This window comes from Pseudomonas sp. p1(2021b) (assembly GCF_020151015.1).
GTDB classification, from domain to species: Bacteria; Pseudomonadota; Gammaproteobacteria; order Pseudomonadales; family Pseudomonadaceae; genus Aquipseudomonas; species Aquipseudomonas putida_K.
Genome location: NZ_CP083746.1, coordinates 1,942,793 through 1,969,342, shown reverse-complemented (window position 1 = coordinate 1,969,342; position 26,550 = coordinate 1,942,793). Strand labels below are relative to the sequence as shown.

The 26,550-nt window shown below is 61.3% G+C and carries 26 protein-coding genes and 2 pseudogenes; 15 read left to right on the top strand and 13 right to left on the bottom strand.

The window, feature by feature from the left end; genetic code table 11:
• The first annotated feature begins 144 nt into the window (after window positions 1–144).
• Window positions 145–1,902 carry an OPT family oligopeptide transporter gene (locus tag K8374_RS09085; RefSeq protein WP_224458740.1) on the top strand — a complete coding sequence of 586 codons (1,758 nt, stop codon included), beginning with the start codon at window positions 145–147 and terminating at the stop codon, window positions 1,900–1,902.
• Between the two features lie 115 nt (window positions 1,903–2,017).
• On the opposite strand, the gene K8374_RS09075 is transcribed toward K8374_RS09085, so the two are convergent.
• Window positions 2,018–2,347 carry a type II toxin-antitoxin system RelE/ParE family toxin gene (locus K8374_RS09075; protein ID WP_224458738.1) on the bottom strand — a complete coding sequence of 110 codons (330 nt, stop codon included), beginning with the start codon at window positions 2,345–2,347 and terminating at the stop codon, window positions 2,018–2,020.
• Window positions 2,344–2,580, bottom strand: a complete 237-nt coding sequence (locus K8374_RS09070; RefSeq protein ID WP_224459301.1) for a type II toxin-antitoxin system ParD family antitoxin — start codon at window positions 2,578–2,580, stop codon at window positions 2,344–2,346. Before K8374_RS09070 ends, K8374_RS09075 begins: the two co-directional genes overlap by 4 nt.
• A 340-nt stretch (window positions 2,581–2,920) precedes the next feature.
• On the opposite strand from K8374_RS09070, the gene K8374_RS09065 reads away from it, so the two are divergent.
• Both K8374_RS09065 and K8374_RS09060 read left to right on the top strand, forming a co-directional pair.
• Window positions 2,921–4,012: a tyrosine-type recombinase/integrase gene (locus tag K8374_RS09065; protein WP_224458737.1), complete on the top strand. Its 1,092-nt coding sequence runs from the start codon at window positions 2,921–2,923 to the stop codon at window positions 4,010–4,012.
• The gene (locus K8374_RS09060) at window positions 4,005–4,571 is read left to right on the top strand and encodes a UbiX family flavin prenyltransferase (RefSeq protein WP_224458736.1); all 567 of its coding nucleotides are present in this window, start codon (window positions 4,005–4,007) and stop codon (window positions 4,569–4,571) included. Before K8374_RS09065 ends, K8374_RS09060 begins: the two co-directional genes overlap by 8 nt.
• Before the next feature lie 172 nt (window positions 4,572–4,743).
• Here K8374_RS09060 and K8374_RS09055 read toward each other — a convergent pair whose 3' ends face one another.
• Entirely contained in the window at window positions 4,744–6,117 is a 1,374-nt protein-coding gene (locus tag K8374_RS09055) for a DHA2 family efflux MFS transporter permease subunit (RefSeq protein WP_224458735.1), read from the bottom strand.
• 100 nt (window positions 6,118–6,217) lie between these two features.
• Between K8374_RS09055 and K8374_RS09050 the strand changes: the two genes are divergently transcribed.
• The 6 genes and pseudogenes from K8374_RS09050 (at window position 6,218) to K8374_RS09025 (ending at window position 10,698) form a co-directional block, all read left to right on the top strand.
• Window positions 6,218–7,144: a LysR family transcriptional regulator gene (locus tag K8374_RS09050; RefSeq protein ID WP_196154895.1), complete on the top strand. Its 927-nt coding sequence runs from the start codon at window positions 6,218–6,220 to the stop codon at window positions 7,142–7,144.
• A gap of 155 nt (window positions 7,145–7,299) precedes the next feature.
• Complete coding sequence (gstA, locus tag K8374_RS09045) at window positions 7,300–7,911, top strand: glutathione transferase GstA (RefSeq protein WP_224458734.1); 612 nt, start codon at window positions 7,300–7,302, stop codon at window positions 7,909–7,911.
• A gap of 64 nt (window positions 7,912–7,975) precedes the next feature.
• A complete protein-coding gene (locus K8374_RS09040) occupies window positions 7,976–8,347 on the top strand; it encodes a Rid family hydrolase (protein WP_224458733.1) in 372 nt (123 codons plus the stop codon).
• Complete coding sequence (locus K8374_RS09035; protein ID WP_224458732.1) at window positions 8,337–8,741, top strand: nuclear transport factor 2 family protein; 405 nt, start codon at window positions 8,337–8,339, stop codon at window positions 8,739–8,741. Before K8374_RS09040 ends, K8374_RS09035 begins: the two co-directional genes overlap by 11 nt.
• Window positions 8,742–8,847: 106 nt before the next feature.
• Window positions 8,848–9,564 (top strand): annotated as a pseudogene (locus K8374_RS09030) (IS5 family transposase); the annotation flags it as partial.
• A gap of 225 nt (window positions 9,565–9,789) precedes the next feature.
• Window positions 9,790–10,698, top strand: a complete 909-nt coding sequence (locus K8374_RS09025) for a LysR family transcriptional regulator (protein WP_224458731.1) — start codon at window positions 9,790–9,792, stop codon at window positions 10,696–10,698.
• On the opposite strand, the gene K8374_RS09020 is transcribed toward K8374_RS09025, so the two are convergent.
• Together K8374_RS09020 and K8374_RS09015 are read right to left on the bottom strand one after the other, a co-directional pair.
• Window positions 10,688–11,209 (bottom strand): DinB family protein, encoded by a 522-nt coding sequence (locus K8374_RS09020; protein WP_224458730.1) that lies wholly within the window; start codon window positions 11,207–11,209, stop codon window positions 10,688–10,690. The genes K8374_RS09025 and K8374_RS09020 overlap by 11 nt on opposite strands.
• 158 nt (window positions 11,210–11,367) lie before the next feature.
• Window positions 11,368–12,258, bottom strand: coding sequence for a LysR family transcriptional regulator (locus K8374_RS09015; protein ID WP_224458729.1), 891 nt, complete (start codon window positions 12,256–12,258; stop codon window positions 11,368–11,370).
• A gap of 127 nt (window positions 12,259–12,385) precedes the next feature.
• Here K8374_RS09015 and K8374_RS09010 point away from each other — a divergent pair, with 127 nt between their 5' ends.
• Window positions 12,386–13,216, top strand: a complete 831-nt coding sequence (locus K8374_RS09010) for an oxidoreductase (RefSeq protein ID WP_224458728.1) — start codon at window positions 12,386–12,388, stop codon at window positions 13,214–13,216.
• 11 nt (window positions 13,217–13,227) lie between these two features.
• Here K8374_RS09010 and K8374_RS09005 read toward each other — a convergent pair whose 3' ends face one another.
• The 4 genes from K8374_RS09005 to K8374_RS08990 form a co-directional block, all read right to left on the bottom strand.
• Window positions 13,228–14,760 carry an MFS transporter gene (locus K8374_RS09005; RefSeq protein ID WP_224459300.1) on the bottom strand — a complete coding sequence of 511 codons (1,533 nt, stop codon included), beginning with the start codon at window positions 14,758–14,760 and terminating at the stop codon, window positions 13,228–13,230.
• A gap of 80 nt (window positions 14,761–14,840) precedes the next feature.
• Window positions 14,841–15,926 carry an HlyD family secretion protein gene (locus tag K8374_RS09000; RefSeq protein WP_224459299.1) on the bottom strand — a complete coding sequence of 362 codons (1,086 nt, stop codon included), beginning with the start codon at window positions 15,924–15,926 and terminating at the stop codon, window positions 14,841–14,843.
• Between the two features lie 61 nt (window positions 15,927–15,987).
• Entirely contained in the window at window positions 15,988–16,401 is a 414-nt protein-coding gene (locus tag K8374_RS08995; RefSeq protein ID WP_224458727.1) for a cupin domain-containing protein, read from the bottom strand.
• A 27-nt stretch (window positions 16,402–16,428) separates the two neighbouring features.
• A complete protein-coding gene (locus K8374_RS08990; protein ID WP_224458726.1) occupies window positions 16,429–17,172 on the bottom strand; it encodes an SDR family oxidoreductase in 744 nt (247 codons plus the stop codon).
• A 235-nt stretch (window positions 17,173–17,407) separates the two neighbouring features.
• Here K8374_RS08990 and K8374_RS08985 point away from each other — a divergent pair, with 235 nt between their 5' ends.
• The 4 genes from K8374_RS08985 (at window position 17,408) to K8374_RS08970 (ending at window position 22,333) form a co-directional block, all read left to right on the top strand.
• On the top strand, window positions 17,408–18,976 hold the full coding sequence (locus K8374_RS08985) for a winged helix-turn-helix domain-containing tetratricopeptide repeat protein (RefSeq protein ID WP_224458725.1): 1,569 nt from the start codon (window positions 17,408–17,410) through the stop codon (window positions 18,974–18,976).
• Between the two features lie 113 nt (window positions 18,977–19,089).
• The gene (locus K8374_RS08980) at window positions 19,090–19,629 is read left to right on the top strand and encodes a winged helix-turn-helix transcriptional regulator (protein WP_224458724.1); all 540 of its coding nucleotides are present in this window, start codon (window positions 19,090–19,092) and stop codon (window positions 19,627–19,629) included.
• Between the two features lie 5 nt (window positions 19,630–19,634).
• On the top strand, window positions 19,635–20,771 hold the full coding sequence (locus tag K8374_RS08975; RefSeq protein ID WP_224458723.1) for an HlyD family secretion protein: 1,137 nt from the start codon (window positions 19,635–19,637) through the stop codon (window positions 20,769–20,771).
• A 53-nt stretch (window positions 20,772–20,824) separates the two neighbouring features.
• A complete protein-coding gene (locus K8374_RS08970; protein ID WP_224459298.1) occupies window positions 20,825–22,333 on the top strand; it encodes a DHA2 family efflux MFS transporter permease subunit in 1,509 nt (502 codons plus the stop codon).
• A 98-nt stretch (window positions 22,334–22,431) separates the two neighbouring features.
• Here the strand turns inward: K8374_RS08970 and K8374_RS08965 are convergent, their stop codons facing one another.
• The gene (locus K8374_RS08965; protein ID WP_224458722.1) at window positions 22,432–22,854 is read right to left on the bottom strand and encodes an organic hydroperoxide resistance protein; all 423 of its coding nucleotides are present in this window, start codon (window positions 22,852–22,854) and stop codon (window positions 22,432–22,434) included.
• Window positions 22,855–22,970: 116 nt separating this feature from the next.
• Window positions 22,971–23,435, bottom strand: a complete 465-nt coding sequence (locus K8374_RS08960; RefSeq protein WP_224458721.1) for a hypothetical protein — start codon at window positions 23,433–23,435, stop codon at window positions 22,971–22,973.
• A gap of 306 nt (window positions 23,436–23,741) precedes the next feature.
• On the opposite strand from K8374_RS08960, the pseudogene K8374_RS08955 reads away from it, so the two are divergent.
• A pseudogene (locus tag K8374_RS08955) lies at window positions 23,742–25,049 on the top strand (sigma-54 interaction domain-containing protein); the annotation flags it as partial.
• Window positions 25,050–25,059: 10 nt separating this feature from the next.
• On the opposite strand, the gene K8374_RS08950 reads toward K8374_RS08955, so the two are convergent.
• Together K8374_RS08950 and K8374_RS08945 are read right to left on the bottom strand one after the other, a co-directional pair.
• Window positions 25,060–25,758, bottom strand: coding sequence for a type 1 glutamine amidotransferase domain-containing protein (locus tag K8374_RS08950; protein ID WP_224458719.1), 699 nt, complete (start codon window positions 25,756–25,758; stop codon window positions 25,060–25,062).
• A gap of 94 nt (window positions 25,759–25,852) precedes the next feature.
• A complete protein-coding gene (locus K8374_RS08945; protein WP_224458718.1) occupies window positions 25,853–26,473 on the bottom strand; it encodes a TetR/AcrR family transcriptional regulator in 621 nt (206 codons plus the stop codon).
• Window positions 26,474–26,550 lie beyond the last annotated feature (77 nt).

The following is a 26,550-nucleotide window of genomic DNA, read 5'->3' as shown; positions in this document are numbered from 1 at the left end:
TAAACCCACATGGACCGCACATGGTTTTATAACCTCTTATTCATCCACTAAAACACCTTGCGACAGGCCATTGCGCGGTGAACCTTAATGGCATTCGGAACTCAGTAACCCAGACGGCGCCTGCAACTTCTACAAAGGATTGCCATGGGACATGCTTCACCCACCGTTCTTCCCGCGATTCGCGTAGAACGTGAACTGAGCCTGCGAGCAGTGCTCACCGGCGTGGTGCTGGGCATCTTGCTCACGCCATCGAATGTCTATGCAGGGCTCAAGATCGGCTGGTCGTTCAACATGTCGATCATCGCCTTGCTGGTCGGTTTTGCCCTTTGGCAGGGCCTGGCGGGGAGCAGGAAGGGCCGCCCGGCATGGTCGCTGCACGAAAGCAACATCAACCAGACCGTGGCTTCGGCCTCCGCCTCCATCGTTTCCGGCGGGCTTGTCGCGCCCATTCCCGCGTATACACTGCTCACCGGCCACCAACTGGACCCGGTGCCAATGATGGCCTGGGTCTTCTCCGTGAGTTTCTTGGGCATCTGGATTGCCTGGTACCTGCGCCCCACCCTGCTCGCCGACCCTAACCTGAAGTTTCCCGAAGGCATGGCTACCCTGGAGACCCTGCAACAGATCTACAACCATGGGCGGGAAGCCATGACGCGGATCAGGGTTCTTTTCAGCGCCGCGCTGCTGTCAGGGTTGGTGAAATGGATTGACGTGTTCGCCTGGACGATACCGCGTTGGTCTCCCACCTCTACGCTGGAACGCCTGACCTTCACGGCCGACCCTTCTCTGATGCTCATCGGCTTTGGCAGCATCATCGGCATTCGCGTGGGCCTGACATTGCTGTTCGGCGCCGCGCTGGCATGGGGCGGGCTAGCGCCGGGGCTGATCGGCCATGGCTGGGTGGTGCTCGCCCCAGACGCCAGCGGCCCACAGTTTGCCGCACTGGTGGAATGGTTGTTGTGGCCCGGCGTGAGCCTGATGGTTTGTGCGCCCCTGACGTCCTTGGCGGTTCGGCTGTTGCAAGAGCGCCGACGATTGCCCGCCGACCTTAGGGCACCTCGCGCACCGTGCACCAAGATTCGATTCTCCCCCTGGCCTGCTTCGGGGCTGTTGCTCTCCATCGCGCTGGTGGTGCCCCTGCAAGCACTACTGTTCGGGATCGACTGGTGGATGGCCCTGTTGAGCATTCCATTGGCGGTTTGCCTGGCCGTGGTCGCCGCGCGCGTGGTCGGCGCCACCGGCATCGCGCCGATTGGTGCTATCGGCAAGCTGTCACAACTGAGCTTCGGCTTGATCGCCCCGGGCCAGGTGACCATCAACCTGATGAGCGCCAACACGGCAGGTGGCGCGGCCGGGCAATCCACCGACCTGATGAACGACTTCAAGGTCGGCCAGGCGATCGGCGCCACGCCACACAAGCAGCTGATCGCGCAATGCATCGGAATCCTTATCGGCAGCGTATTTGGCGTACTGGTCTACCTGACGCTGATTCCCGATCCGCAGGCCCTGCTGCTCACCGAGCAGTGGCCCGCACCGGCCGTGGCGACCTGGAAGGCCGTGGCCCAAACGCTGACGCAGGGGCTGCAGGCACTTTCCCCGGAAATCCGCTTTGCGATCGTGGCCGGTAGCTTTGTTGGCGTGCTGCTGGGCGCGTTGGACAGCCTGCTGCCGCAACGGGCGGCTCGCTGGCTGCCGAGTACGGCCGCATTGGGGTTGGCCTTCATATTGCCGGCGTCGATCAGCATGATGATGGGTTTGGGGGCAGTACTTACCTGGCTGGTCAGCTGTCGTTGGCCAAACGTCACTGAGCGGTTTGCGATTACAGCGGCAGCGGGGTTGATTGCTGGTGAGAGTATTCTTGGGGTAGGAGCATCGTTTTGGGAGATGCTGCGGACGTTGTAGATGGAGAACATCATCGACAAAAAAGTTATGCCAGGCGGAAACGTAGATACGGTTCTTCATGTACCGTATGCGGGCAACGCCATGCTTACATCCGGCACCTAGGTATATCCCGCCACTAATGAGAGGCGCTTTCAACCAAACCTTCAGGAATGTCCCTCACGCCATGTAAAACGCGCCATACATCGACATGGTCATCGCGCTCACCATAGAACACCAGATAGGGATGACGTTTCAGCGGCCAGTAGAGCAACCCTGGTAAATCCAGCTCATGAGCGTAGCGAGGCATGCCCGAGGCCGGGTGGCGGCTGATGTGGGAATAGGCCTTTTCCAGGGCATCGATAAAACCGAGTGCAGCCTGCTCCGCCTGCTCACCAAGGTAATAGCCGATAGCGTCTTCTACGTCTTGGTTGGCAAGAGCCCGTGGAATGACGGGCTTGGCCTTCATCGGTGAGCCTGACGAACCTTGGCGCGTAGAGATTCGAAATAGTCGCCATCCACAGGAGCAACGGGGACCGATTCAGCTCCAGCCAGCAGCAAGCCACGCAGACGCTGCCGATCCTGGTCCTTGCGAATCAGCTCCCGCACATATTCGCTACTGGTGCTGTAGCCTCGCTGACTGACCTGATCATCGACAAAGGACTTGAGGGCATCCGGCAGAGAGATATTCATGGTGCTCATGGCTTTTTGTCCGTGCTTGACAAAATTTGCCAAATTATACCCCTCCAGCCCTGTCTCGCCAGTGGACTCGACTCGATTTTTCATCCAAAAAATCGCTATCACAGGCAGCCTTTTGCAAGCGGGTCGAAAAGCCATCACCCACAAAAAAGCCCCATTTTCAGGGGCTTTGATGAGAAATGTGGCGGAAGCGTAGTCCGCCCGAGCAATATCCATCAACATCCACATACTTCCATGGAGACCCCGATTTTACTGGCCTCCACTGCACATCACGTCCACCAACGTCTTGCACCATCTACTCAAATCCAGTTGTAAAACGTGGGTAGAAAAATAGGTATGAATCATGGCGCGTGGCATCAACAAGCTCTCCGCTCTCGCGGTGCAAAAAGCAAAGGACCCTGGCTATTACGGGGATGGCGGCGGTCTCTGGTTGCAGGTCAGCAAACTAGGTGGGAAGTCCTGGGTATTCCGCTACACCAGAAACGGCAAGACCCACGACATGGGACTTGGCCCTGTACACACCGTTTCTCTCAGCGAAGCGCGCTCGAAGAGCCTGGAGCATCGAAAAAGCCTGCTTGAGGGTATCGACCCTCTCGAAGCAAAAAAGGCGAAGCAGCAGGCAGCCAAGCTTGAGGCTGTCCGGCATAAGACCTTCAAAGAGTGTGCGCCGGCCTACATCCAAGCCAACCGTGCGGGCTGGAAAACTCCCAAACACGTCCAGCAGTGGGAAAATACGCTTGAGGCCTATGCCTATCCAATCATCGGTGAACTGGCTATCGGAGCGGTCGACACGAACCTGGTGTTGAAGGTTCTACAGCAACAAGTCGGTTCGCCTAGCGAACCGGCACAGTTCTGGTACACGAAGGCAGAAACTGCCAGCCGGCTCAGAGGCCGGATCGAGAACATTCTCGATTGGGCGACTTTCCGCGGATACCGCCAAGGTGAAAACCCAGCACGCTGGAAAGGCCATTTGGAGCATGAGCTACCTGCAAGAAGCAAAGTCCAGAAGGTTGAACATCACGCATCCCTCCCCTACGCGGAAGCTCCGGCCTTTATGCGGGAGTTAGGCAAGCGCAAAGGTGTCTCGGCCAGAGGGATCGTCGCGGTGGACGAGGACGTCGACCCTACCGACATGAATCAGGTGCTGTGGGCCATGGCCACCCGCGCCACGCCGAGTGATGACATCGATATTCTGCGCAACACCCGCGGCTCGCCGCTGGACCCGGCACAGAACCCGCCGGAAAAACGTTTCTTCGGCTCCAAGGCGCTGATCAACGCCTGCAAGGACTACCGCAACATCCGCAACTTCCCGGTCCGCACCCTGTTGCGCCCGACGGTTTACGAACGGGTGCGCGAGCGCTGGAGCGATTTGGGTCTGCCGGGCGAAGCGCCGGTGGTCAGCGCCTTCGACAATGCGTTGGATTTCCATGAATAGCCCTGAGCGACGTATCGTGGTCGGCATCAGCGGTGCCAGTGGGGTGATTTACGGCGTACGTACCCTGGTACTGCTACGGGAGCTGGGCATCACCACGCATCTAGTGATGACCAAATCGGCACAAATCACCCTGGCCCATGAACTCGACATGAAAGTGGCGGATGTCAAAGCCCTTGCCAGCGTCGTACACGATCCGGCAGACATCGGCGCTTCGATTTCCAGCGGCTCGTTCAAGACCCTGGGCATGCTGGTGACACCCTGCTCGATCAAAAGCCTTTCGGAAATCTCCACCGGCATCACCGGCAGCCTGCTCAGTCGCGCTGCCGACGTGACGCTCAAGGAGCGCCGGCCATTGATTCTGATGGTGCGGGAAACTCCGCTGCACCTGGGGCACCTACGCAGCATGACCCAGATCTGTGAAATGGGCGGCATCGTGGTGCCACCGGCGCCTGCGTTTTATGCCCGGCCACAATCCATCGAGGACATGGTCGACCACACGGTAGGCCGCATGCTCGACCTGTTGGGACTGGACACCGGGACGGTACGTCGCTGGGGTTGAAACATCGCTGTTGGCTGCATCTTCGGCAGGCGTCATTCGGCGCCTTGCCGGCTCGCTCTTTCACAACCTGACGCCAAAGAACAACGTTGCGTTGCCTGCCCACTCGATACGGGGATAGGCAGCGCAACGTCGCTTCATTGCAACACTTACCGGCCGCGCTTCTACGTGCCGGTCAGCACTCACTCACGACATCGACCTCGTCGGTGTACAGTCGCAAAACGGTCAACAGGCCAGCGGCAACAAACGCCAGGGCAATGATCGACAAGGCGCCAGTGGCGCGGCCCGGCCCCTCAAGAGTGGCACCGAGCAAGGCGATGCCGGTCACGCCGCCACATTGGCGCGCGGCATTGAGCACCCCGGAGCCGACGCCTACCTTGCCGCTCGGTACACTCGCCAGACAGGCGCCGACGATCACCGGCAACGTCGCACCGCCCAGGCCAATCAGCAGCCCACCGATCACCAGACTCACGCGATCCAGGCCATACAATGCCAGCAATGCCGCCCCAAGGGCCCCGCAGAGCATGCCGGCGGCACCGATCGAACGGGCGCCGAAGGCATTTGACAAACGCCCCGAAAGGCTCGCCATCACCCCGGTGGCAATAGTCATCGGGATCATCGCCAACCCAATCTCTAGCGACGTGCGGCCCTGGCCCTGCAACGCGAACGGCAGGACGAACAGACTGCCGTAATACGCCAGGGTTTGCAGAAACCCAGCGCCAATGGCGGCGGAAAAGGTTCTCGACTCGAACAGATTCAGCGGCAGCATCGGCTCACGCCGGGTCTTCTGCGAATAGATGAACGCCACGCCCGAAACCAGCGCCACCAGCACCGTCGCGATCACCCAGGTATTGCTCCAGCCCCACACCGGCCCTTCGATCAGGGCGAAGACCAACGACACCAGCGCCAGTGCCGAAAGCACCTGCCCCGACCAATCAATCGAACGCGGCTGGATGACCAAGCGACTGCGGCGCAGCGCGCAGCAGCCTAGGGCAATCAGGCAGAACGGCACGTTCAAATAGAAAATCGATCGCCAGTCGACCAGCTCCACCAGCAGGCCGCCGAGCATTGGCCCGCTCACCAGCGCCAGCGCCGAGATCCCGCCCCACAGCGCCACAGCCCTGGCCCGCGCCTTGGCATCGGGATACGCCTCGACCAGCAACGCCATGGAACTGGGTAACATCAACGCCGCACCGATACCTTGAATCGCCCGGGCTGCAATCAGCTCGACCACACTTGGCGCCAGGCCGCAGGCCACAGACGCACCGGTAAACACCAACAGGGCCAACAGAAACACTTTCCTCGCCCCCAGCCGATCACTCAGCGCCCCGGCGGACAACATCAGGCTAGCAAACACCAGGGTGTATGCGCCGGCAATCCATTGCAGCCGATCCATCCCCGTTGCCAAGTCATGCCCAATGCTCGGCAGCACCACATTCAGCGCCGTGACATCCAGCGCGACCATGAACGAACTCAACGCCACGCTCACCAGAACAGGAGCCGCCGAGGCGGGTCTCGCCGCCAGATCCATTGACAGAGTTTTGTCCACTTTCCAACACCTCACTGTGTATTCAGGGACGATCCTGAGGCGGTGCGGGTGCTTCGTAAAATTAAATCTCGATTAACCGAACATAAGAGGAACTACTGAGATGATGAACCTGATGCATTGGCGATTGCTGGTCGCCGTGGCTGACGCCGAAAATGTTTCCCGCGCCGCTGAGCGCTATGGCATTACCCAGTCGGGCGCCAGCCAGGCCCTGACACAAATGGAAGAAGCTCTGGGGGTTAAAGTCTTCGTGCGCGACCGTCGCCAGACCACCGCGACCGCCATCGGGCAGCAGATCATTGATCGCGCACGCCGCATGCTCAGCGAGTTCGAATCGATCCAGAACTTGGTGGATGCCTCGCGCGGCTGCCACCTGGGGCGGATCAAACTCGCCAGTTTTCCTTCGGTGTTCGCTAACCTGCTGCCGCCGCTCCTGCAAAGTTTTAGCCGCCTGCATCCCGGCATCGAAATCGTCTCTCTAGAAGGCACCGACGAAGAAGTCGAACAATGGCTGGCCAACAGCAGCATCGACCTGGGGGTGGTGATGAACCCCTGCCCGTCCCGTGGCGCGCTGTTGCTGGGCCGCGACTCCTGGGTGGCGGCCGTCCCCGCCAACCACGAACTGGCGCGCAAGTCCTCGTCCAGTAGCGTGGCCCTCAAGGATCTGGTGGAAGAGCCATTCATCCTCGCCACCGGCGGCTGCCACCTCAATGGTCAGTCACTGGTCGAACGCGAAGGCCTCAAGCTCAAGGACATCAAGATCACCGTTCGCGACTGGACCACGGCGTTTGCATTGATCAGCGAAGGCATGGGCATTTCCATCGTGCCGGCCTCGACCCTGCCGGTGGATCGTCGGGGTATGCGAGTCTTCGAGTTGAGCAAACCGATCTATCGCGAGTTCGGTTTGGTCTGCTCGCCCGCCGGCGAACGCACGCCTTCGGCCCAGGCGTTTCTCAATGAAATCCGCAAGTCGACCCTCGGCAGCAACATACCGCTGACCGTTCGCAGTACCGAAGCAAAAGTCGCCTGAATGGACATAAGAGTCCCTAATGATGGGTGCATAAGATCGTAATTTTACCAATTGAAGACATGACACCAATATGTCTGGAACGAGGTTCACAGCCGTTTCCGGCGTGGAACGGCAACACGTTCGGGTACGCGCTGCCCGCTTATAAGGAGATACCCATGAAACTGTACTTTGCCCCCATGACCTGCTCCCTCTCGCCGCATATCGTGCTGCGTGAACTGGGCCTGCCCTTCGAACTGATCCGAGTCAACAACAAGACCAAAGCCACCGCCGATGGCCGCGACTTCCGTGACATCAACCCCAAGGGTTACGTCGCCGCCCTGGTACTGGACAACGGCCAGGTGCTGACCGAAGGCCCGGCCATTCTGCAATACCTGGCCGACCTGGTGCCGGGCAATTCCCTGGCTCCGGCCAACGGCACCTGGGAGCGCACTCGTCTACAGGAACTGCTGAACTTCATAACCTCGGAAATCCATGGCGGCAGCGCGCCGCTGTTCAACGCTGACATATCTGAGTCCACCAAAGAAATTTTCCGGCAGAAACTATTCAAGCGCCTGGACTATCTGAACGAGTGCTTGGTGAACAAAGACTACCTGATGGGCACCTTCGGCCTGGCCGATGCCTACCTGTTCACCGTGCTTAAGTGGCTTCCCTTCTTCAATATCGATGTCAAGGACTGGCCGGAACTGGCATCGTTCATGGTGCGCATCGAAGCACGTCCAAGCGTACAAGCCGCCATTGCCGCGGAAGAAGCAACGCAGCCGGTTTAATTACGGATGACAGAAGCTAGTTGATGCTGGCTTCTGCACTACTTCAACCTGGATGAAGCCCCCTATGCAGAAAATTGAACGCATCCCGAGCGGCCACGCAGGACGTAGCCGTTCCTGCACCTACGCCAACATCGTTTACACCGTGGCAACCTCTGCGGACACCTCGCTGGATATCGTCGGCCAGACTCACCAGGCCCTGGCCGCGTTAAGTACCAACCTCGAAGGCCTCGGCTCTCACACCTCACGCATGCTGTCGGCTCAGGTGCTGCTGGCGGACATGAGCAGCAAGCCGGTGGTCGATGAAATCTGGGCCCGGTGGATCGGCGACAATCCGCAGCACTGGCCCCAGCGTGCCTGTTACGGCGTCGACTTGGGCGGCAAACTGCTGATTGAAATCATCGTCACGGCTGCGCGGGGAACGGCTGATGACGCATAACGATCAGATCGACTTGGTGATCCGAACCTGCGAAGCACAACGTAGTGCCGCCATGCTCGGCGGTCATCTGGATATCTTCAGCTACCTGTTCCACCCGGATCTGACCTATATCCACTCCAATGGCGTGGTCGACAATCTCAAGAGCTACCTTGAGAAATGTCGCTCTCGGGAGTTCATCTATCACACCCTCAATCATCAAATCGATAAGGTTACCCGGGTGGGTGAACTGGCGATCGCGTTTGGCGAGATGATCACCAACGTCACCTCCGGGGGCGTGCGAAAACATCTGCACAATCGAACGATCATGGCGTGGCAGAAAACCGATGAGCAATGGCAACTGCTGGTCTATCAAGCGACGCCGCTCAAACCGGCTAAGTTGCTCGAGGCAACGTAAGGCTTGCACCAGAGTTCAATCACATAAAATAAAAACACCTTGCAGGCATCTGACGTATAAGGATTCTCCGATCAAGTCAGCACGAGCCGCCCCAATAAGCCTTACCATGAGTCGGATGAGCTTTTCCGATTTCGAGTATGCCGGTAAGCGCAAGCAAACCCGCCGTGAGCGCTTCCTGGCCGAGATGGAGCAGGTCGTACCGTGGAGCGGTTTGGTGGCATTGATCGAGCCGCATTACCCAAAGGCCGGCGGTGGTCGCAAGCCGTACCCACTGGAAACCATGTTGCGCATTCACCTGCTGCAGAACTGGTTTTCGCTGAGCGATCCGGCCATGGAAGAAGCACTGTACGAAATCACTTCGATGCGCCAGTTTGCACGACTGACGCTCAGCGCGCCGATTCCCGAAGACACGACGATCATGAATTTTCGGCACTTGCTGGAGAAGCATCAGCTTGCGGCAGGAATTCTGGAAACTATCAACAACTACCTGCAAGACAAAGGCCTGTCGTTTCGTCAGGGCACGATTGTCGACGCCACCATCATCCATGCGCCCAGTTCGACCAAGAACAAGGCAGGCAAGCGCGATCCGGAAATGCATCAGACAAAGAAAGGCAACCAGTACTTCTTCGGCATGAAGGCGCATATCGGTGCCGATGCTGAGTCGGGTCTGGTGCATCATGTCCACGGCACCGCGGCGAATGTGGCTGACGTGACGGAAGTCGCTCAGTTGTTACATGGCAATGAAAACGTCGTATGCGCCGATGCGGGCTACACCGGCGTGGAGAAAAGGCCAGAGCATGAAGGGCGGCAAGTGATCTGGCAGGAGGGCGAAAGTCGCCCATTGGCAGTTGCTGGGTGACTTGTTCGGAGGTTCCTTATTCTTTTCAACACGAGCGAAACCCGTTGAAAAAAATGCTAGGGATGAGGCAGGTGCAGGACAAAGGATTAAAACGCGCGGCTCAATTGATATTTAATCAAGCGAGTCCGTTCAGCAGTGTGTGTTACTTGCACGATACTTGTTGCCTGAACAGCCCCAAAAGGAGCCGGGATGAACCGCAACGACCTGCGCCGTATAGACCTGAACTTGCTGGTGATCTTCGAGACCTTGATGTTCGAAAGGAACCTGACCCGCGCCGCGGAAAAACTGTTCCTTGGCCAACCTGCGGTCAGCGCCGCCTTGGCCCGGCTTCGCGATCTTTTCGACGACCCCTTGCTGGTCCGCAACGGCAGGAGTTTCGAGCCGACCTTGCGTGCCCTGGCGATCCTTCGGGAGCTGCAACCGGCGATGGACACCATCTCCAGTGCCGTCAGCCGTGCACGGGACTTCGACCCGGCAACCAACCGCGATACGTTCCGCATCGGCCTGTCCGACGATGCCGAGTTCGGTCTGTTCCCGCGCCTTCTGACGCATATCCGCGAGGAGGCCCCAGACGTGGTCATCGTGGTGCGTCGGGTAAATTTTCTGATGATGTCGGGGATGCTGGCCTCGGGCGAAATCTCTGTCGGGGTCAGCTACACAACGGACCTCCCTGCCAACGCCAAGCGCCGCAAGCTACGTGACATGACGGTCAAGGTCCTGCGTGGCGACGACGACCCAGCGCCCCTGAGCCTGGAGGACTTCAGTGAACGCCCTCATGCGCTGGTGTCGTTTTCCGGTGACTTGTGCGGCAACATCGACAACGACCTGGCCCGTGTCGGGCGTACCCGGCGAGTCGTACTGGCGGTGCCTCAGTTCAGTGGCTTGCGCTCGATCCTTCCGGGTACTGAACTGCTCGCGTGCGTCCCGGACTACGCTGCGGCGGCGTTGATCGATGGCACCCGCCTGCGGGCCGATGACCCGCCCTTCCCCATCGCTACATCGGAGCTGTCCATGGCCTGGGCCGAAGTGACCGACAACGACCCTGCCGAACGCTGGTTGCGCAGCAAGATCGTCGAACACATGACATCTAGCAATTGACGATCGGGGACGAGCCGGCCTCGGTGAGGTAAATCGAAAGGTCGGTCATCGGCGGCATGGCAGGTATCTCGAAATACATCTGCACCAACCAGCCACGGTGATAGGTCCCGTGATTGACCACATGCAACAGCATGGCACCCGCCGTCATGGTGCCGCGGTTGCCAGAAACGAACGCGAAATCGATCGACCTCTCCAGCGACGCCTGTGTCTGAGCCGTGCCCCAGTCGACGAACCACTCGTTCACCTCGTGCTGCGCTTGCCACAGTGCGTCCAGCTGCGGGTGGGGCATGGCCTGGCGTGATGTGAAACCGTGCTCGCTGCCCTGCAAATGTGCCTGCCAGATGCGATCCACCACATACATGTGATTGAGCGTGGCGATCATGGTTTTCATCGGGCCTGCACGCGGCCGTTCAAGCTCGTCGGGCGCCAATTGGGCAAGGCTTTTGAAGAACAACTGGTCTGCCCAACGCTTGTATTGGGTCAGCATGCGGGTCGTGGGTAGATTGATCACGAAGCGTCTCCTGGCGAGAGTCGGGGCGCTTCCGGAAGCTGCGTCCGGAGTGCACTGCAAGTCGCCTATTGGGTATAGATCATCATTGTGCCCTGGTCGACGAAACTGCCCGCACCCTCCCTAGGGTGTTGTTTCAGCGGTCCTTCTGAAACACCAGACTAGCGATGTTCCCGTACAAACTCGATGAACGCCTTCAACGCCGCCGGCACCTGGCGCCTGCTCGGGTAATACAGGTGCAGCCCTGGGTAGTACTGGCACCAATCGCCCAGCACTTGCTGCAGTTGGCCAGACTCCAGGTACGGTTTGGCCATGTCCTCGAACACATAGGCCAGGCCAAGGCCTTGTAGGGCCGGCGCCAACATCAGGCTGACATCGCCGAGGATCAACGGCCCCTGGACATCGACTTCCAGCCGGATACCGCCACGCTCGAACTCCCACCGATAGAGCGTGCCGCTGGGGAAGCGGTGTCCGATGCAAGGCAACCCCTTCACGTCCTGCGGGTGTTGTGGCATGGGATGACGCTCGAAGAACGCGGGCGAGCCGACCACCACCGAGCGCAGGTAAGGGCCAAGGGACAACGAAACCATGTCGGCCTGTAGTCGCTCACCCAAGCGCACCCCAGCATCGAAGCCAGCGCCGACCATGTCCACCAGCGCGTCGTCACTGACGATTTCCAGGCGCACGTCCGGGTAGGCGGTCAGGAAACGGTTGGCCAGGGGTAAAAGCGCCAGCTCGGCGGCAGCGCGCCCCGCCGTGATCCGCAGGTTGCCCGAGGGTTTGTCGCGAAAGCTGTTGAGGTCTTCCAGCGCATCCGCGATGTCGCGAAACGCAGGTTGCAACCGGGCATGGAGGCGCTCCCCCGCCTCGGTGAGGGCCACGCTGCGGGTGGTGCGGTTGAACAGGCGCACATCGAGGCGAGCTTCCAGTTGCCGCAACGCATGGCTCAAGGCCGAAGGCGTAAGCCCCAGCTCTACCGCGGCGCGGCTCAGGTTGAGGTGCCGGGCGATACACAGGAACAACGACAGGTCAGCGGTACTGGTCGGCTTCATTGATGAAAATCACTCAAAGGCCAATGTCAAATTAGTGGGATTATCACATGAATAGCAGCGCTTTAAAGTTCACTCAACTCATCGAGAAGGCCCGCATGGTGCAGGGTCGGATACAGGAGGAGTTGACATGCGTACTTGGCTCATTACTGGCGCTTCCCGTGGTTTCGGCACCCTGATCGCTCAACACGCCCTGGCGGCTGGCGACGCGGTCATTGCAACGGCGCGCAAGCCTGAAGACATCGAGGCCCGCTTGGGCCAACACCCCAACCTGCTGGCGGTGCGCCTGGATGTGACCCGCGAGGAAGACGCCCACGCAGCGGTCGCTGCCGGCATCAAGCATTTCGGGCAGATCGATGTGTTGGTCAACAATGCGGGGTTTGGCGTACTGGGCGCGGTCGAAGAAACCAGCGCCAGCGAAACCGAACGGTTGTTCGCCACCAACGTCTTTGGCCTGCTCAACGTGACCCGCGCCGTGCTGCCCCACATGCGCCGCCAACGCAGTGGCCACATCATCAACATCTCGTCGCTCGGTGGCTACCAAGCCTATATGGGTTGGGGGGTATACGGTTCGACCAAGTTCGCCGTCGAAGGCATCAGTGAAGCGATGCATCAGGAGCTGGCGCCCTTGGGCATCAAGGTGACCGTCGTCGAACCCGGGTTCTTCCGCACCGACTTCCTGGATGACCAATCCCTGGTGAAGACGGCTCTGGAACTGCCGGACTATGCCACCACCGTCGGCATGATGCGCAGCCATGCGCAAGCGGCCAACCATGCTCAGCCTGGTAACCCTGCGAAACTGGCCGAAGCCTTGATGACCTTGGCCAATGCCACCAACCCGCCGCTGCGCCTGGCCCTTGGCAGCGACGCCGTTGCGCGTATCGAGACCAAGAACAGCGCGGTCGAGCGAGAGCTGGCGCAGTGGCGGGAACTGTCGCTCTCCACTGATTTCGCTTCGTAAGCGTTGCCTGCCTACTGAGCCTGAACCGGGTATTCCGGTTCAGGCTTTTTGGCGTGGCGCGCGAGCAGAACCTTGATGCATACCAACATCGGCGCCGCGACGGCGAACAACAGCACCACCGCGTTGAACGCCATATCGAAGGCAATGACCGCCGACTGCCCCGACACGGCCCGCGCCAACAGCACCATCGAAGCCCGGCCAGCCGCCAGGGCATCCATACCCTTGCCTCCCAGCACGGCGGCGATGCTACCCAGCCGCTCGACGACAGCGGTCGTCCCGTTCGTGACATAGGCCCCAAGGATTGCCGCATTGCTGACCAGTTGATGGTCGATGAGCGTTTGCAGCCCTGCGACGCCCATCAGCCCTCCAAGCTGGCGACCGACGTTGAACAGGCCGATCCCGCTGGCGAGGTTTTCAGGCGCAAGCTCGCCGAATGCGATCAGGGTGATGGAAAGGAACAGGAATCCGAGCCCCAGACCGCGCAGCAGTACGCCGGCCATCATGTCAGGCCCCCCGCTTTCACTGGTCGAACCCGACAACATCCACATCGCGACCATGATCATCAGAATGCCGAACGGCACCGTGGCGAATGGCGCGACACCACGGGCCTGCATGAGGTAAGCCGCGAGCAGTAGCGCGCCGATGAAGCACGCACCACTGGGCAACAGCAAAAAACCCGCGTCCGTGGGCGTGAAAGCAAGCACCGACAGGGCAAATGCCGGAATCAGGTAGGCGCTGCCGAACAATGCGGCTCCGGCGACGAAACTGACGATGAACGCGAAGGTGAAGTCGGTGCAACGGAACAGGCTGAAGTCGAGTACGCCCTGGCGCCGGGTCAGGAACTGATGGCCGAGGAACAGCAGCAATGTCGCGATGCCGATCACCGTGGCCCCCAGGATGTGCGGTGCTTCGAACCAGTCCCAACGGCTGCCCTGGCTCAGTACGTAGGTCAGACAGCCCAGGCTGGAGAAAACCAACAGCATACCCACCACGTCAGATCGGGACGCGGTCGGCATCGCGACGGTCGGCACACCCGCGATCAGCAGGACGCCAATCGCGGCCAGTGCCAAGGGCAAGACGCTGAAAAAAATCCAGGTCCATGACTGGCTATCGATCAACCACCCTTGCAAGGCTGGCGTCAGAGTAGCCGGTGCAACGACCGCCCCCATGGCAAAAAACGCTTGAAGAATGGGCTGCTGGCCTCGTGGACAGACGAGAAAGATCAAGGCCTGCCCGCCTACCAACAGTACGCCCCCGGCAAGCCCCTGGAGAATGCGAAGCACGATCAGCAGCTCAAGATTCGCCGTGAAGGCCGTGACACCGCAAGCCAGGCCCATGACGAAGGTCGCCGCGATGATCACGTTACGTGGCTGAATACGCGCCAGAAGCCAGGCCGCACTCATGAAGCCGATGAGTTTGCAGGCGGTATAGCCAACATCCAGCCAGGCGAATTCGTCAGGCGTCGCGTAGGTGTCGCCCAACATGTCGTTACGGCCAAGCGCCAGGACGCTGCTGGCGATGGCCTCGGTCAGTGCGGCCAGCATGATGCCGGCGATCAGCAGCAGCCCCTGAAGTGATTGCCCCTGGATCGGCGCAACGCCCTGAGCCCCGGAGCCGGAGGTGTTCACGAGTCACCGCCGACTTCAACCTCGACCCGCGCCGACAGCCCCGGCACGATGCGCCCTGGTAGCGGGTTCTGCACAAGGCGGATTTTCACCGGCACCCGCTGCACCACCCGGACGAAATTGCCCGTTGCATTGTCCGGTGGCAGCAGGCTGAACGCGGCCCCGCTGCCGGGCGCGAAGCTGTCGACCACGCCTTCGAGCGCACCGTCCGGGTAGCCGTCGATCGTCACCTGCACCCGCTGCCCCGGCTGGATGCGCTCGACCTGGGTTTCCTTGAAGTTCGCCACGACCCACACGTTGTCGACCGGGACGAGGTCCAGCAAGGCCCCGCCTGGGGTGACGAACCGCCCGACACGTACCTGCCGGTTGCCGACGACACCGGACACCGGCGCACGCACGATGGTGTGCTCCAGCTCGATCCTGGCCAGGTCGCGGGCGGCCTGCGCCTGGGCGATCGCCGCCAGGGCCGATTCGCGCTGGGCGATCAGCACGGCGATGCGCTGCTGCTGGGCATCGAGGGTGGCCGACGCGGCGGATACCGCTGCCTGGGCGCTACTGCGGGCGGCGTCTGTCTGGTCGACCACCGACTGGCTGACGGCGCTGTACACGATCAGCTTGCGGCTGCGCTCGTGGGTCTTGTTGGCCAGGCTGCGCTGTGCCACTGCCGACTGCACACTGGCCGCCGCCTCGCGGATCTGCGCCTGTTGCAGCTGGGTTTGGGCCTCGACATTGGCCAGGCTCGCCTCTGCCGCCTTGACGTTGGCCTCGGCCTGCGCAAGCTGCGCCCGGTAATCGCGATCGTCGATGCGAAACAGCACGTCCCCCGCCTGTACCCGTTGATTGTCCTGGACCTCGACGGCGACGACATAACCCGCCACCTTGGCAGCCAGCGAAGTGACATCACCGCGAACATAGGCATTGTCGGTGGACGTCGCGCTGTTCGAGCGGGCAATGGCCCAACCCGCGACCAGTACGGTCAAGGCCAACAGACACAACAGTATGCCCACCCGCTTCTTCCTGCTGGGCCGTGCTGCCGTGGCCCCAGTGCTGTCGCTCGTCGCGACAGGCTCCTCGAGCGTGCTCATCATCTGGCTTCCTGTTGACTGCGCCCGGCGGGTTGCCGGGCGCCGTGGCTTGTGGCGTCACTCACTTCGAACTGGGGGTGACCAACACCGTCTCCGTGCTGTCGAGCACGAACACGGCCATCAACCGCGCAGGCTTGGTATCGCTTGCGTTGGCGCTCACACCGTGGAACGCCCCTGGCGCTTCGTACCAGTTTTCCCCGACCTTGTAGGTTTTCGCCGGTTCGCCGTTGACGCTGCTGCGTATTTCACCCTCGAGCACCGTGGCATAGATGAACGCCGACTTCGGGTGCCGGTGGGACGGTGACGACGCCCCAGGCGCATAGTCGACGATCACGCCCCGCATGCTCTTGCCCGGGACGTTCGGCAAGGGATGATCGAACACGACCGACACCTTGCTGACCGGACGCTCCTCGGCCGATACCGAGGTGATGGACAGGGCCGCGATCGCCGCGACGCACAGGATTCGACTGAACATGATGTAACTCCTTGTGAAAGTGGTTTGTCAGGACCGCGCCAGCCAATCTTCGAAGCGGGTACGGCCAAGGCGCGCGTCAGCGCCGGGGGTCAGCGACTGGTCATCGAGCTCAGAGCCGAAATAACGGGCATGCACATCCGGGATGACCTTGCGCGCATCGCCTGTCAGCCGCAGGAAGCGGCGAACCAGCTCGTCCAACGGCAAGGCCTCGGGGCCAGCCACTTCGAGCGTGCCGTTGGCCGGCGCCGCAAGCACCACGTCGAGCAGCGCCGACGCCACGTCAACCGAGGCCAGGGGCTGGATCAGCGCAGGGGAAATACGCACCTCGTCACCGACGGTGGCCGCCTGGGCAATGCCGCCGACGAATTCGAAGAACTGCGTGGCCCGCAGCAGCGTGTAGGGGATGGCCGAGGCCTTGATCAGCGCCTCCTGCGCGACCTTGGCGCGGAAGTAGCCGTTGTCTGGCAGGCGCTCGCAACCGACGATCGACAACGCGACGTGGTGGCGAACCCCGGCAGCGGCCTCGGCGGCCAGCAAGTTGCGGGTGGAGGTCTGGAAGAAGTCCAGCACGGCCTGGTCTTCCCAGGACGGCGCGTTGGCGACATCGACGACCACGTCCGCACCGTCCATCGCCGCAGCGAGGCCTTCGCGGGTGATGCTGTCGACGCCGGTGCTGGGCGACGCCGCCACGGCTTCATGGCCGCGCTCGCCCAGGCTCTTGACCAGTTTCGATCCAATGAGGCCCGTGCCTCCAATGACAACGATTTTCATGGGGTCTCTCCTCTGCTCGACCGCAACCGTTGCCGTCGATGTAGGTGAACGATGCGCCCATCCACCTCGGGCGTCTTTGCAGAGAGGCTGGATTTACCTTCAGGAATGCTTGGTTTTACGTCCAAATCGGTACGGACAGTGCAGCACTTTTCGCGCTGCCGTATTATCGACGACGGACATTTTGAGCAATCGCCTCGGGCACGATGCCCAAGGCGCCCGGCCAGGGGACAAGACGTTGCAATTCGCGTTTGAAGACTACGTGCTTGACCAACAACGCCGGGAGCTGACCTTGCGCGGTGAGGTCATGACCATCGGCCCGCAGGTCTTCGACCTGTTGTTGTTGCTGGTCAGCAATCGCGACCGGGTGATCAGCAAGGACGAGTTGTTGCAAACGGTCTGGGGCGGACGGGTGGTTTCCGAGTCAACGGTCGCCAGCCATATCAATGCGGTTCGCAAGGCCATCGGTGACTCGGGCGAAGCCCAGCGCCTGTTGCGTACGGTCGCCCGCAAGGGGTATCGCTTCGTCGGTGACGCCCAAGAGGTGCCTGGCCAGGAGCACACCGCGCCGCTGCTCGTCGACCAGGCGCCCGGGCAAAACCTCAGCCTGCCTGACAAACCTTCCATCATGGTCCTTCCCTTTCAGAACCTGAGCGGCGACCCGGGGCAGGACTACTTTGCCGATGGCATTGTCGAAGACATCATTGTCGCCCTGTCACGCATCCGCTGGCTGTTCGTCATCGCCCGCAATTCCAGCTTCACCTTCAAGGACCGCCAGGTCGACATCATCGCGGCGGGGCGCAAGCTTGGCGTGCGCTATGTGCTCGAAGGCAGTGTGCGCAAGGCTGCGAACCGAGTGCGCATCACCGGCCAGTTGATCGACGTCACCAGCGGTGCCCACATCTGGGCGGAACGCTTCGAAGGCTTGCTCGACGATATTTTCGAGCTCCAGGACCAGGTCGCCGAAAGCGTGGTGGGGGCCATCGCGCCGCAACTCGAACGCGCCGAGATAGAGCGGGCCAAGCGCAAGCCCACCGACAGCCTGTGCGCCTACGACTACTACTTGCGCGGCACGGCAAAACTGCACAACGGCACGCGTGAAGCGGTGGAAGACGCGTTGTCCCTGTTTTACACAACCATCGAGCTGGACCCGGAGTTCGCCTCGGCCTACGGCATGGCGGCCTGGTGCCATTTCTGGCGCAAGCTCAATGGCTGGATGGTCGACCGCCCGCGAGAGATCGCCGAAGGTGCGCGATTGGCGCGGTTGGCCGTGGAACTTGGCCGGGATGACGCCGTCGCCCTGACACGTGGCGGGCATGCGCTGGGGCACCTGACCAAAGACCTCGATGGCAGTATCGCCCTGCTGGACAGGGCGCGCCTGCTCAACCCCAACCTGGCGCCAGCCTGGTTCCTCGGCGGCATATTGCGTGCGCTGCGGGGTGAAACCGACGTCGCCATCGAAAACCTTACCCACGCCGCACGCCTGAGCCCGCTGGACCCGGAAATGTTCAGGATGCACGTGGGAATGGCCCTGGCGCACTTCTTTGCCGGACGTTTCGACTGCGCCTTGGGCTGGGCCGAAAAGGCCCTGGGCAACCTCTCCAGCCTCCTGGCCGCGACCGTGCTGGTGGCCGCCAGCCATGCGCTCAGCGGGCGCTTGGATGAAGCCCGAGAGGCCATGGCACGGCTACGGGTACTGGACCCGAGCCTGCGGGTATCAGGCCTTCGCGATTGGCTGCCGATCTACCGGGACGAAGACCTTGCCCGACTTGCCGACGGGCTGCGCCTGGCCGGACTGCCGGAGTAAGCGGTTGGGCTAGCCGACGAGCGGGCATCAAAAGTGCGGCCACAGTCACTTGCATAATGAAAGTTACAAGCGGATAGTAACTTCATTCGAAGATGACGCCTGAGGCCGACACCATGAAGAAAGCCAGTTTCCAACCCATGCCCTGCCCGGTGGCCCGAGCGCTCGATCACATCGGCGACGGCTGGAGCCTCTTGATCCTGCGCGATGCCTTCTATGGATTGCGTCGCTTCGATGAGTTCCAGCACAGCCTGGGCATCGCCACCAATACCCTCACCCGCCGGCTGGGCGACCTGGTCACTGCGGGCCTGCTTGAACGCCACCCGTACCAAAACAACCCGCCGCGCTTCGAATACCTGCTCAGCGAGGCCGGGCGTGACCTGCGCCCGGTGATCCTGACCTTGATGGCATGGGGCGCCAAGCACGCCGAAGGCTCGCAAAAGGTCTACCTCGCCGACGAACACACCGGCGAACCCGTGGCGTTGGCGCTGATGGACGCCAATACCGGAAAGCGCATTACCGTGGATGACCACCGTGTGCGTATTTCCCCCGATGCCGACCCACTGACCCATTGGCGCGCTGAAACCGGCAAGGCCCATCGCCAAGGCAACACCTTGGTGAGCCCCTTCCCCACCCAAGCCTCTTCAGAGGACTGACCGTCATGAACGCTCCTGTTGGCGTAGCCCCCGACTCGGCCGGAACCACCGAAGCCGCTGCAAAGAAACCGATAGGGAAGAGAGCCGCCCTGCGCCTGGCGACACTGACACTCGCAGTGATTGCCGGGGCAGGCTACGGCAGCCACTGGTGGTCGACCGCCCGATTCATCGAAGACACCGACGATGCCTACGTGGGTGCGGACACCACCGTGATCAGCGCCAAGGTGCCGGGCTACATCACCGAGGTCGCGGTGGTGGACAACCAATTCGTCAAAGCCGGCGACCTTCTGGCCCGCATCGATGTACGCGACTACAACGCGGCATTGGCCAAGGCGGACGGCGCCGTCGCCGCACAGCGCGCCCACCTGGCCAACCTCGATGCGGTCGAACTGCTGCAACAGGCCATCATCGGCCAGGCCAAAGCGCAGATCGACGCACGCAATGCCGAAGCGCAGCGCGCCTTGAACGACCGGGTCCGCTACCAGAACCTGCTGAGCAGCCAGGCGGTCTCCGTGCAAAGCGCCCAGCGCGTGGAGGCCACCTGGAAAACCGCCCAGGCGGATCGCACTCACGCCGAGGCTGGCTTGCTCGCCGCACGGCAGCAACTGGCGGTGATCGACACCCAACGCGAGCAGACACGCGCCGCACTGGCCCAGGCCGAAGCCGACCGCCAGCAGGCGCGCCTCAACATCGCCTACACCGAGCTGCGCGCGCCGGTGGATGGCTATGTGGGCAACCGCCGGGCCAAAGTCGGCGCCTATGCCGCGGCCGGCAGCCAGTTGATCTCGGTGGTCCCGGCTCACGGCCTGTGGGTGGACGCCAACTTCAAGGAAGACCAACTGGCGCGCATGCAAGTGGGCCAGGCCGTCAGCGTCACCGCGGACATTCTTCCGGGCCGGACTTTCCATGGCCGCGTCGAGAGCATCGCGCCTGCCACGGGCGCCCAGTTCAGCGTGTTGCCGCCTGAGAACGCCACAGGCAACTTCACCAAGATCGTGCAGCGCGTGCCGGTACGGGTGCGCCTGGAAGGCAGCGATGCCGATTTCGGCGCCCTGCGCCCGGGGCTTTCGGTATTCGCCGAAATCGATACCAAGGCACAACCTCTGGCGCAACCGACCGTCGCCACGGCAGGCCGGCCGTGAACGCCGAGCTGCCGGCGCTCACGCCCGCTCAAAAGGTAGCGGCCTTTGCCTGCATGTGCGTGGGGATGTTCATTGCCCTGATCGATATCCAGATCGTTTCGGCCTCGCTCAAGGACATTGGCGGCGGGCTCAGCGCTGGGGCGGACGACACCGCCTGGGTGCAGACGGCCTACCTGATCGCGGAAATCATCGTCATCCCCCTCTCCGGGTGGCTGTCGCGGGTGATGAGCACCCGCTGGCTGTTCGCGGCCTCGGCTGCAGGCTTCACCCTGACCAGCCTGCTCTGCGCACTGGCCTGGAACATCCAGAGCATGATCGCCTTTCGCGCACTGCAGGGGTTTCTTGGCGGGTCGATGATCCCGCTGGTATTCACCACAGCGTTCATCTATTTCACCGGCAAGCAGCGCGTGATCGCGGCCTCGGTGATCGGTGCCATCGCATCGCTTGCCCCCACGCTGGGCCCAGCGGTTGGCGGCTGGATCACCGACGTATCGTCCTGGCACTGGTTGTTCTACATCAACCTGGTGCCCGGCCTGTTCGTCACCGTCGCCGTACCGTTGCTGGTCAAGGTCGACCGCCCCAACCTGGGTTTGCTCAAAGGCGCCGACTACCTGGGCATGGGGCTGATGGCGGTGTTCCTGGGGTGCCTGGAATACACGCTGGAAGAAGGCCCACGCTGGAACTGGTTCAGCGATATCACGATCTCCACCACCGCCTGGGTGGCCGGCCTCAGCGGCATGCTGTTCATCTGGCGCTGCCTGAAGATCGCCGAGCCCATCGTCGACTTGCGCGCCTTGCGCGACCGCAACTTTGCCTTGGGTTGCCTGTTCTCTTTCATCACCGGGATCGGCATTTTCGCCACGATCTACCTCACCCCGCTGTTCCTGGGCCGTGTACGCGGCTACGGCGCACTGGATATTGGCTTGGCGGTGTTCTCCACCGGCGTGTTCCAACTGCTGGCCATCCCGGTATACGCCTTCCTCGCCAACCGCATGGACTTGCGCTGGATCCTGATGCTGGGGTTGGCCCTGTTTGGTCTTTCGATGTGGGACTTTTCACCCATCACCCACGACTGGGGCGCCAGGGAACTGCTCCTGCCCCAGGCCATCCGTGGGTTTGCCCAGCAGATGGCGGTTCCACCGACCGTGACCCTCACCCTGGGCGCCCTCTCGCCGGCCCGCTTGAAGCATGCCTCGGGCTTGTTCAACCTGATGCGCAACCTGGGGGGCGCGCTTGGGATCGCCGCGTGTGCCACGGTGCTCAACGATCGCACCAACCTGCACTTTCTGCGTTTGGCCGAGCATCTGAACGTGCGGAATGAAACCATGAACACCTGGCTCGATCAATGGAGCAGCAATGCTCAGGCATTGGGCCAGAACAGCCTGGACGCCAGTCAGACCGCGCTCCACCAGCTCTGGGCGCTGACGTGGCGCGAAGCACAAACGATGACCTTTGCCGACGCCTTCCTGGTGATCATGGTGTGCTTCCTGGTCGCCACGGTGTTGGTGCCATTGATGCGCAAAGTCCAACCGCCGAGTCAGCCATCCGCCGACGCTCATTGACTCACCGCTGGCGCTCAAGCGAACAAGCCCAGCCCCACACAGACCTGAAAGCCCACGCACCGATGAGGGTGTGCGGGCTTTTTTGCAATGCGAGGCAATCAAGGCACCACGAAAACCACCTCGATGTTCCCGCGCGTTGCCTTGGAGTACGGGCAGATCCGATGCGCCTCGGCCACCAGCGTCTCCTTGACCGGCGCGTCGAGGCCAGGCAGATGCACCGTCAAACGAGCAGCCAGGGCGAAACCACCGTCCTCGGTGTTGCCCAGCGATACCTCGGCATTAACCGCCACGTCTTCAGGCACCCGCACATTGTGTTTTTGCCCGGCGCGACGCAGTGCACCGATGAAACACGCGGACCAGCCAATGGCGAACAGCTGTTCGGGGTTGGTGCCGGGGCGCCCGGAGCCGGGCGGGCTCAAGGGCAGATCGAGCTGACCGTCGGCAGTACGGCCACGGCCATCACGGCCGCCGGTGGTATGGGTCTGGGCGGTATACAACGTTGTTACCAGCGCGTGGGTCACGGCGTTCTCCTTCTGAAGCAGGTTTTAGCAGGATGGGCTGGGTGCGTGCCAAGCACCGCACCTTGCCTTGGCACCCGGTGCCCTCCCCGGCGGCTCGGAGAGGGGCATCAGCGGGGTCAGTTCTTGGCTTGGCTCAGCTTGCTGTACAGGTCGGACGGGAACGGGTTGCCGTTGGCGTCGAACTGGTTCTTGCGGAACTGGTAGACCTCGCCTTCGGAGAGATAGCCGTCGTGGTTGGCATCGATGGCGTCGAACTCGGCATTGGCCTTGGGCGCTACCGCCAGCAATTCGGCCCGGGACACACGGCCATCATGGTTGGCGTCGGTGCGCGCGAAGGAGGCGTCGCCGCACTTGCCTTCACCACACTTGCCTTCGGCCTGGGTGGCTTTGGCCTGGGCGCCACTAGCACCGCACTTGCCCTCGCCACAGTTGCCCTCACCGGCCTTTTCGGCCGCGGCGAGTTGGTAGCCTTGTGGCAATGCTTCCACCGCAAAGGCGGCGGAGGTCATGTTGATGCCGCCGACCAGGGCGATGGTCAGCAGGCCGAGACGGGTCTTGTTGGGGAACGGGTGACGAGACATGGTGCTTCTCCGGGTTTCGATACGATTAGGCCTCAGGGACGAACGAGCCAGGGAACGAGGCCCGTGGGCCGTTTCGTTCAGGCAGGCTCATTTGACTTGTGGCATGTATCCGAGGCGTATCCGGGAGAAGCCGCATTTGTAAGAAAAGTCCGCGCAGCGCGCGGCAGGATACAAATGGATACAGTCGATGTGAGGAGTGACTGTCAGTCGCTCGGTATCTGCGATGCGAATAGCTCAGCGGCACCACTATCAGAGCGTGGGGCTGTTTCGTGTGGCAACTTCTACGGCGAGCCACGTAACTTCATGGTCACGGCCGTCGACAACCAGGGTGTGGTGCAGTCGCTCAACCCCGCGCTTGCACAGTTGCTGGATATGCCGGTTAGTGCCGCATTGGGTCGACCGCTGCAGCAGCTATGCCCGGAACTGGACCTGCAGCAGGCTATGCAGGATGGTGCCAGCGAAGAAAACCGTGTGATGCGGCTCGGCTCGCACGCTGTGGTCAGCAATTTATTGCCTATCCTGGAGAACGGCGAACGTACTGGTCTGGTGCTGACCTGCCAGGACATCACCGCTGTGCAGCGCGCCGACCAGCGCATCCGCTCCACGCGTCGCCCCGGTGCGTTCACTGCTCGATACAGGCTCGACCAACTGGAAGGCAATAGCACGGCCAATCGCGAAATGCTGCAGTTGGCCAAGCGTTTTGCCACCAGCCATTCGACCATCCTGATTACGGGTGAAAGCGGCACTGGCAAAGAGCTGCTCGCCCAGGGTATCCATAATGAGAGCCCACGCCGACAAGGGCCTTTTGTCGCCATCAATTGCGCAGCGTTTCCGGAGTCACTCCTCGAAAGCGAGCTGTTCGGCTACGAGGAGGGTGCCTTTAGCGGCTCGCGCAAAGGCGGCAAGCCGGGCCTGATCGAAGCAGCCCACCGCGGCACGCTGTTCCTTGACGAGATTGGCGACATGCCAGTGTCGCTGCAAACACGCCTGTTGCGTGTGCTGCAAGAGCGCGAGGTACTGCGCCTGAGCGGCACAGAGCCGATAACCATCGACGTGCGCATCATCGCCGCCACCCATCAAGACCTGCGTGCGGCCATGGAAGATGGCGCGTTTCGTACCGACCTGTATTACCGGCTCAACATCCTGCGCCTGCAGACTACGCCACTACGTGAGCGGCCAGAGGACATCGCTCTGATCTGTCGCGGCATCAGCCAACGTCTACTGGTTCAGGGCCAACCGCCAGGGGCCGCAGACATAGTGATCGCCTTGCAACCCTATTTGGTACGACATGTCTGGCCGGGCAATGTCCGGGAGTTGGAGAACGTGATCGAGCGCGCGATGCTCTCGGCGGGCGAACTTCTACGAGAGCACGGTTTAGACGAGCAGTACCTGGCCCGTGTGCTGCCGGAGCTGTGTGAGGCCCAGCAGCCGCAGCAGCCACCTGCACGAAAAACGCCATCTCGCGAAACCGACTTGAACATGGTCGGCAGGGCCGCGCAGCTACGTCATGTTCAAGAAACGCTGGAAAGCTGCCAAGGCAATCTAGATGAGGCTGCGCGTCGCCTCGGCATCAGCCGTACCACTCTATGGCGCAGACTTCGCTCCTCTCGTTAAACGAGGGATCTCACGCAGTCTTCTTCTGGAGCAGTACCGCTACCTGCTCGGCAGTTGCTTTGGCAGATTGGGGATTCTGGCCTGTCACCAAGCGGCCATCGACGACCACATTTGGAGTGAATGGCAAGAGAGCTTTCTCGTAGCGCGCCCCACGACGTTTCATTTCTTGTTCAGCGTTATAGGGGACCTTGCTCGCAACCCCCGCCAGCACTTCTTCGATCCAGGCATAGCCAGTCAGACGACGCCCCTCTACCAGAAGACGACCATCAGACAGCCGAGTATTGAGCAGCCCGCAGTACCCATGGCAAACCGAAGAAACCACGCCCCCTTGCTCGTAGATCTCGCGAGTCAGTCGCTGCAAACCCTCGTCCTCAGGGAAGTCCCACATCACCGCATGGCCGCCGGTAAAATAGATAGCGTCGAAGTCAGATGACTCTAATGCTTGCGGACTTGAGGTGTTGGCAAGACGTGCCATTGCCGCCGGGTTGTTCAACCAGGCTTTGCCGGTCCTATCGAGCAATGGCCACTTGAGCGAGCGAGGTTCGAGGGGGGATTTCCCACCCAGCGGGCTCACCAGGTGCTGTTCATATCCTCTGTCAGCGAACACATGCCAGGCATGCGTCAACTCACTCAACCACAGCCCTGTGGGATGACTTGGGTCGCTGTAATGAGCAACGTTGGTAACGACGTGCAAGATGCGTTTGGTCATACCTGAATACCTGATCTTAGGTGGATGGGCCAAGCATCGCCTTCATGCGGGCGAGAAGTACTTTGTCATGAGCGCTGAATCCAGCGGCAGGCAATTAGGCCGCCTGATCACGTACCAAACCATCAAGCAAGGTCGTTAAGGCATCTTCAATGGCGTGGTCGCCGACCTTCGCCGGCACCAACCGGCTATCGATCGAAAGCAGGGTCAACCCATGGAGGTGCGCCCAGCTTGCGGTTGCCTGCCCCAAGGCAGAGCGGGCCCGGATAGTACCTTCCTCCTGACCTCGCTCCAGCACCTCGATCACCAGGTAGAAAGGTGCCTGGGCGCGGGGATCGACATGTATTTGCGCGGGGTCTCCCGCCTGTGTCGAGAACATCAGCCGGTACAGATCCGGATTTTCCTCACCAAACGCCAAGTAGGCATAGGCCATTGCCTGCAACCGCTCCGGTGCAGACATCGTTTCTCCCATCGAGTCTTGCATCGCCGCGTTCAATCGCTCGAAGCCTAGTAGCGCCAACTCATACAGCAGCGCCCCCTTGTCTGGAAAATGACGATACGGAGCCGAGTGACTCACTTGGGCTCGCCGGGCTATTTCGCGCAGGGTGAATTGCCAGCCTCGCTGTTCCTTCAGGGTCGCCAAAGCAGTATCGATGATGGTGCGACGCAAATCGCCATGGTGGTAGGGCTTTGCTTCGCAAATTTCATCGGATGACATACAGCTGCTCCACTCATGTTGACAGTGAACACATTGTCTTCCTATGATCCGCACAAATCAAGTTTACAGCGTCTACA

Excerpts from the sequence above, each read along its gene's own strand:
- K8374_RS09085 (WP_224458740.1), top strand. The coding sequence starts at position 145 with ATGGGACATGCTTCACCCACCGTTCTTCCCGCGATTCGCGTAGAACGT.
- K8374_RS09075 (WP_224458738.1), bottom strand. The coding sequence starts at position 2,347 with ATGAAGGCCAAGCCCGTCATTCCACGGGCTCTTGCCAACCAAGACGTA.
- K8374_RS09070 (WP_224459301.1), bottom strand. The coding sequence starts at position 2,580 with ATGAGCACCATGAATATCTCTCTGCCGGATGCCCTCAAGTCCTTTGTC.
- K8374_RS09065 (WP_224458737.1), top strand. The coding sequence starts at position 2,921 with ATGGCGCGTGGCATCAACAAGCTCTCCGCTCTCGCGGTGCAAAAAGCA.
- K8374_RS09060 (WP_224458736.1), top strand. The coding sequence starts at position 4,005 with ATGAATAGCCCTGAGCGACGTATCGTGGTCGGCATCAGCGGTGCCAGT.
- K8374_RS09050 (WP_196154895.1), top strand. The coding sequence starts at position 6,218 with ATGATGAACCTGATGCATTGGCGATTGCTGGTCGCCGTGGCTGACGCC.
- gstA (WP_224458734.1), top strand. The coding sequence starts at position 7,300 with ATGAAACTGTACTTTGCCCCCATGACCTGCTCCCTCTCGCCGCATATC.
- K8374_RS09040 (WP_224458733.1), top strand. The coding sequence starts at position 7,976 with ATGCAGAAAATTGAACGCATCCCGAGCGGCCACGCAGGACGTAGCCGT.
- K8374_RS09035 (WP_224458732.1), top strand. The coding sequence starts at position 8,337 with ATGACGCATAACGATCAGATCGACTTGGTGATCCGAACCTGCGAAGCA.
- K8374_RS09025 (WP_224458731.1), top strand. The coding sequence starts at position 9,790 with ATGAACCGCAACGACCTGCGCCGTATAGACCTGAACTTGCTGGTGATC.
- K8374_RS09015 (WP_224458729.1), bottom strand. The coding sequence starts at position 12,258 with ATGAAGCCGACCAGTACCGCTGACCTGTCGTTGTTCCTGTGTATCGCC.
- K8374_RS09010 (WP_224458728.1), top strand. The coding sequence starts at position 12,386 with ATGCGTACTTGGCTCATTACTGGCGCTTCCCGTGGTTTCGGCACCCTG.
- K8374_RS09005 (WP_224459300.1), bottom strand. The coding sequence starts at position 14,760 with ATGCTGGCCGCACTGACCGAGGCCATCGCCAGCAGCGTCCTGGCGCTT.
- K8374_RS09000 (WP_224459299.1), bottom strand. The coding sequence starts at position 15,926 with ATGAGCACGCTCGAGGAGCCTGTCGCGACGAGCGACAGCACTGGGGCC.
- K8374_RS08995 (WP_224458727.1), bottom strand. The coding sequence starts at position 16,401 with ATGTTCAGTCGAATCCTGTGCGTCGCGGCGATCGCGGCCCTGTCCATC.
- K8374_RS08990 (WP_224458726.1), bottom strand. The coding sequence starts at position 17,172 with ATGAAAATCGTTGTCATTGGAGGCACGGGCCTCATTGGATCGAAACTG.
- K8374_RS08980 (WP_224458724.1), top strand. The coding sequence starts at position 19,090 with ATGAAGAAAGCCAGTTTCCAACCCATGCCCTGCCCGGTGGCCCGAGCG.
- K8374_RS08975 (WP_224458723.1), top strand. The coding sequence starts at position 19,635 with ATGAACGCTCCTGTTGGCGTAGCCCCCGACTCGGCCGGAACCACCGAA.
- K8374_RS08970 (WP_224459298.1), top strand. The coding sequence starts at position 20,825 with ATGTGCGTGGGGATGTTCATTGCCCTGATCGATATCCAGATCGTTTCG.
- K8374_RS08960 (WP_224458721.1), bottom strand. The coding sequence starts at position 23,435 with ATGTCTCGTCACCCGTTCCCCAACAAGACCCGTCTCGGCCTGCTGACC.
- K8374_RS08950 (WP_224458719.1), bottom strand. The coding sequence starts at position 25,758 with ATGACCAAACGCATCTTGCACGTCGTTACCAACGTTGCTCATTACAGC.
- K8374_RS08945 (WP_224458718.1), bottom strand. The coding sequence starts at position 26,473 with ATGTCATCCGATGAAATTTGCGAAGCAAAGCCCTACCACCATGGCGAT.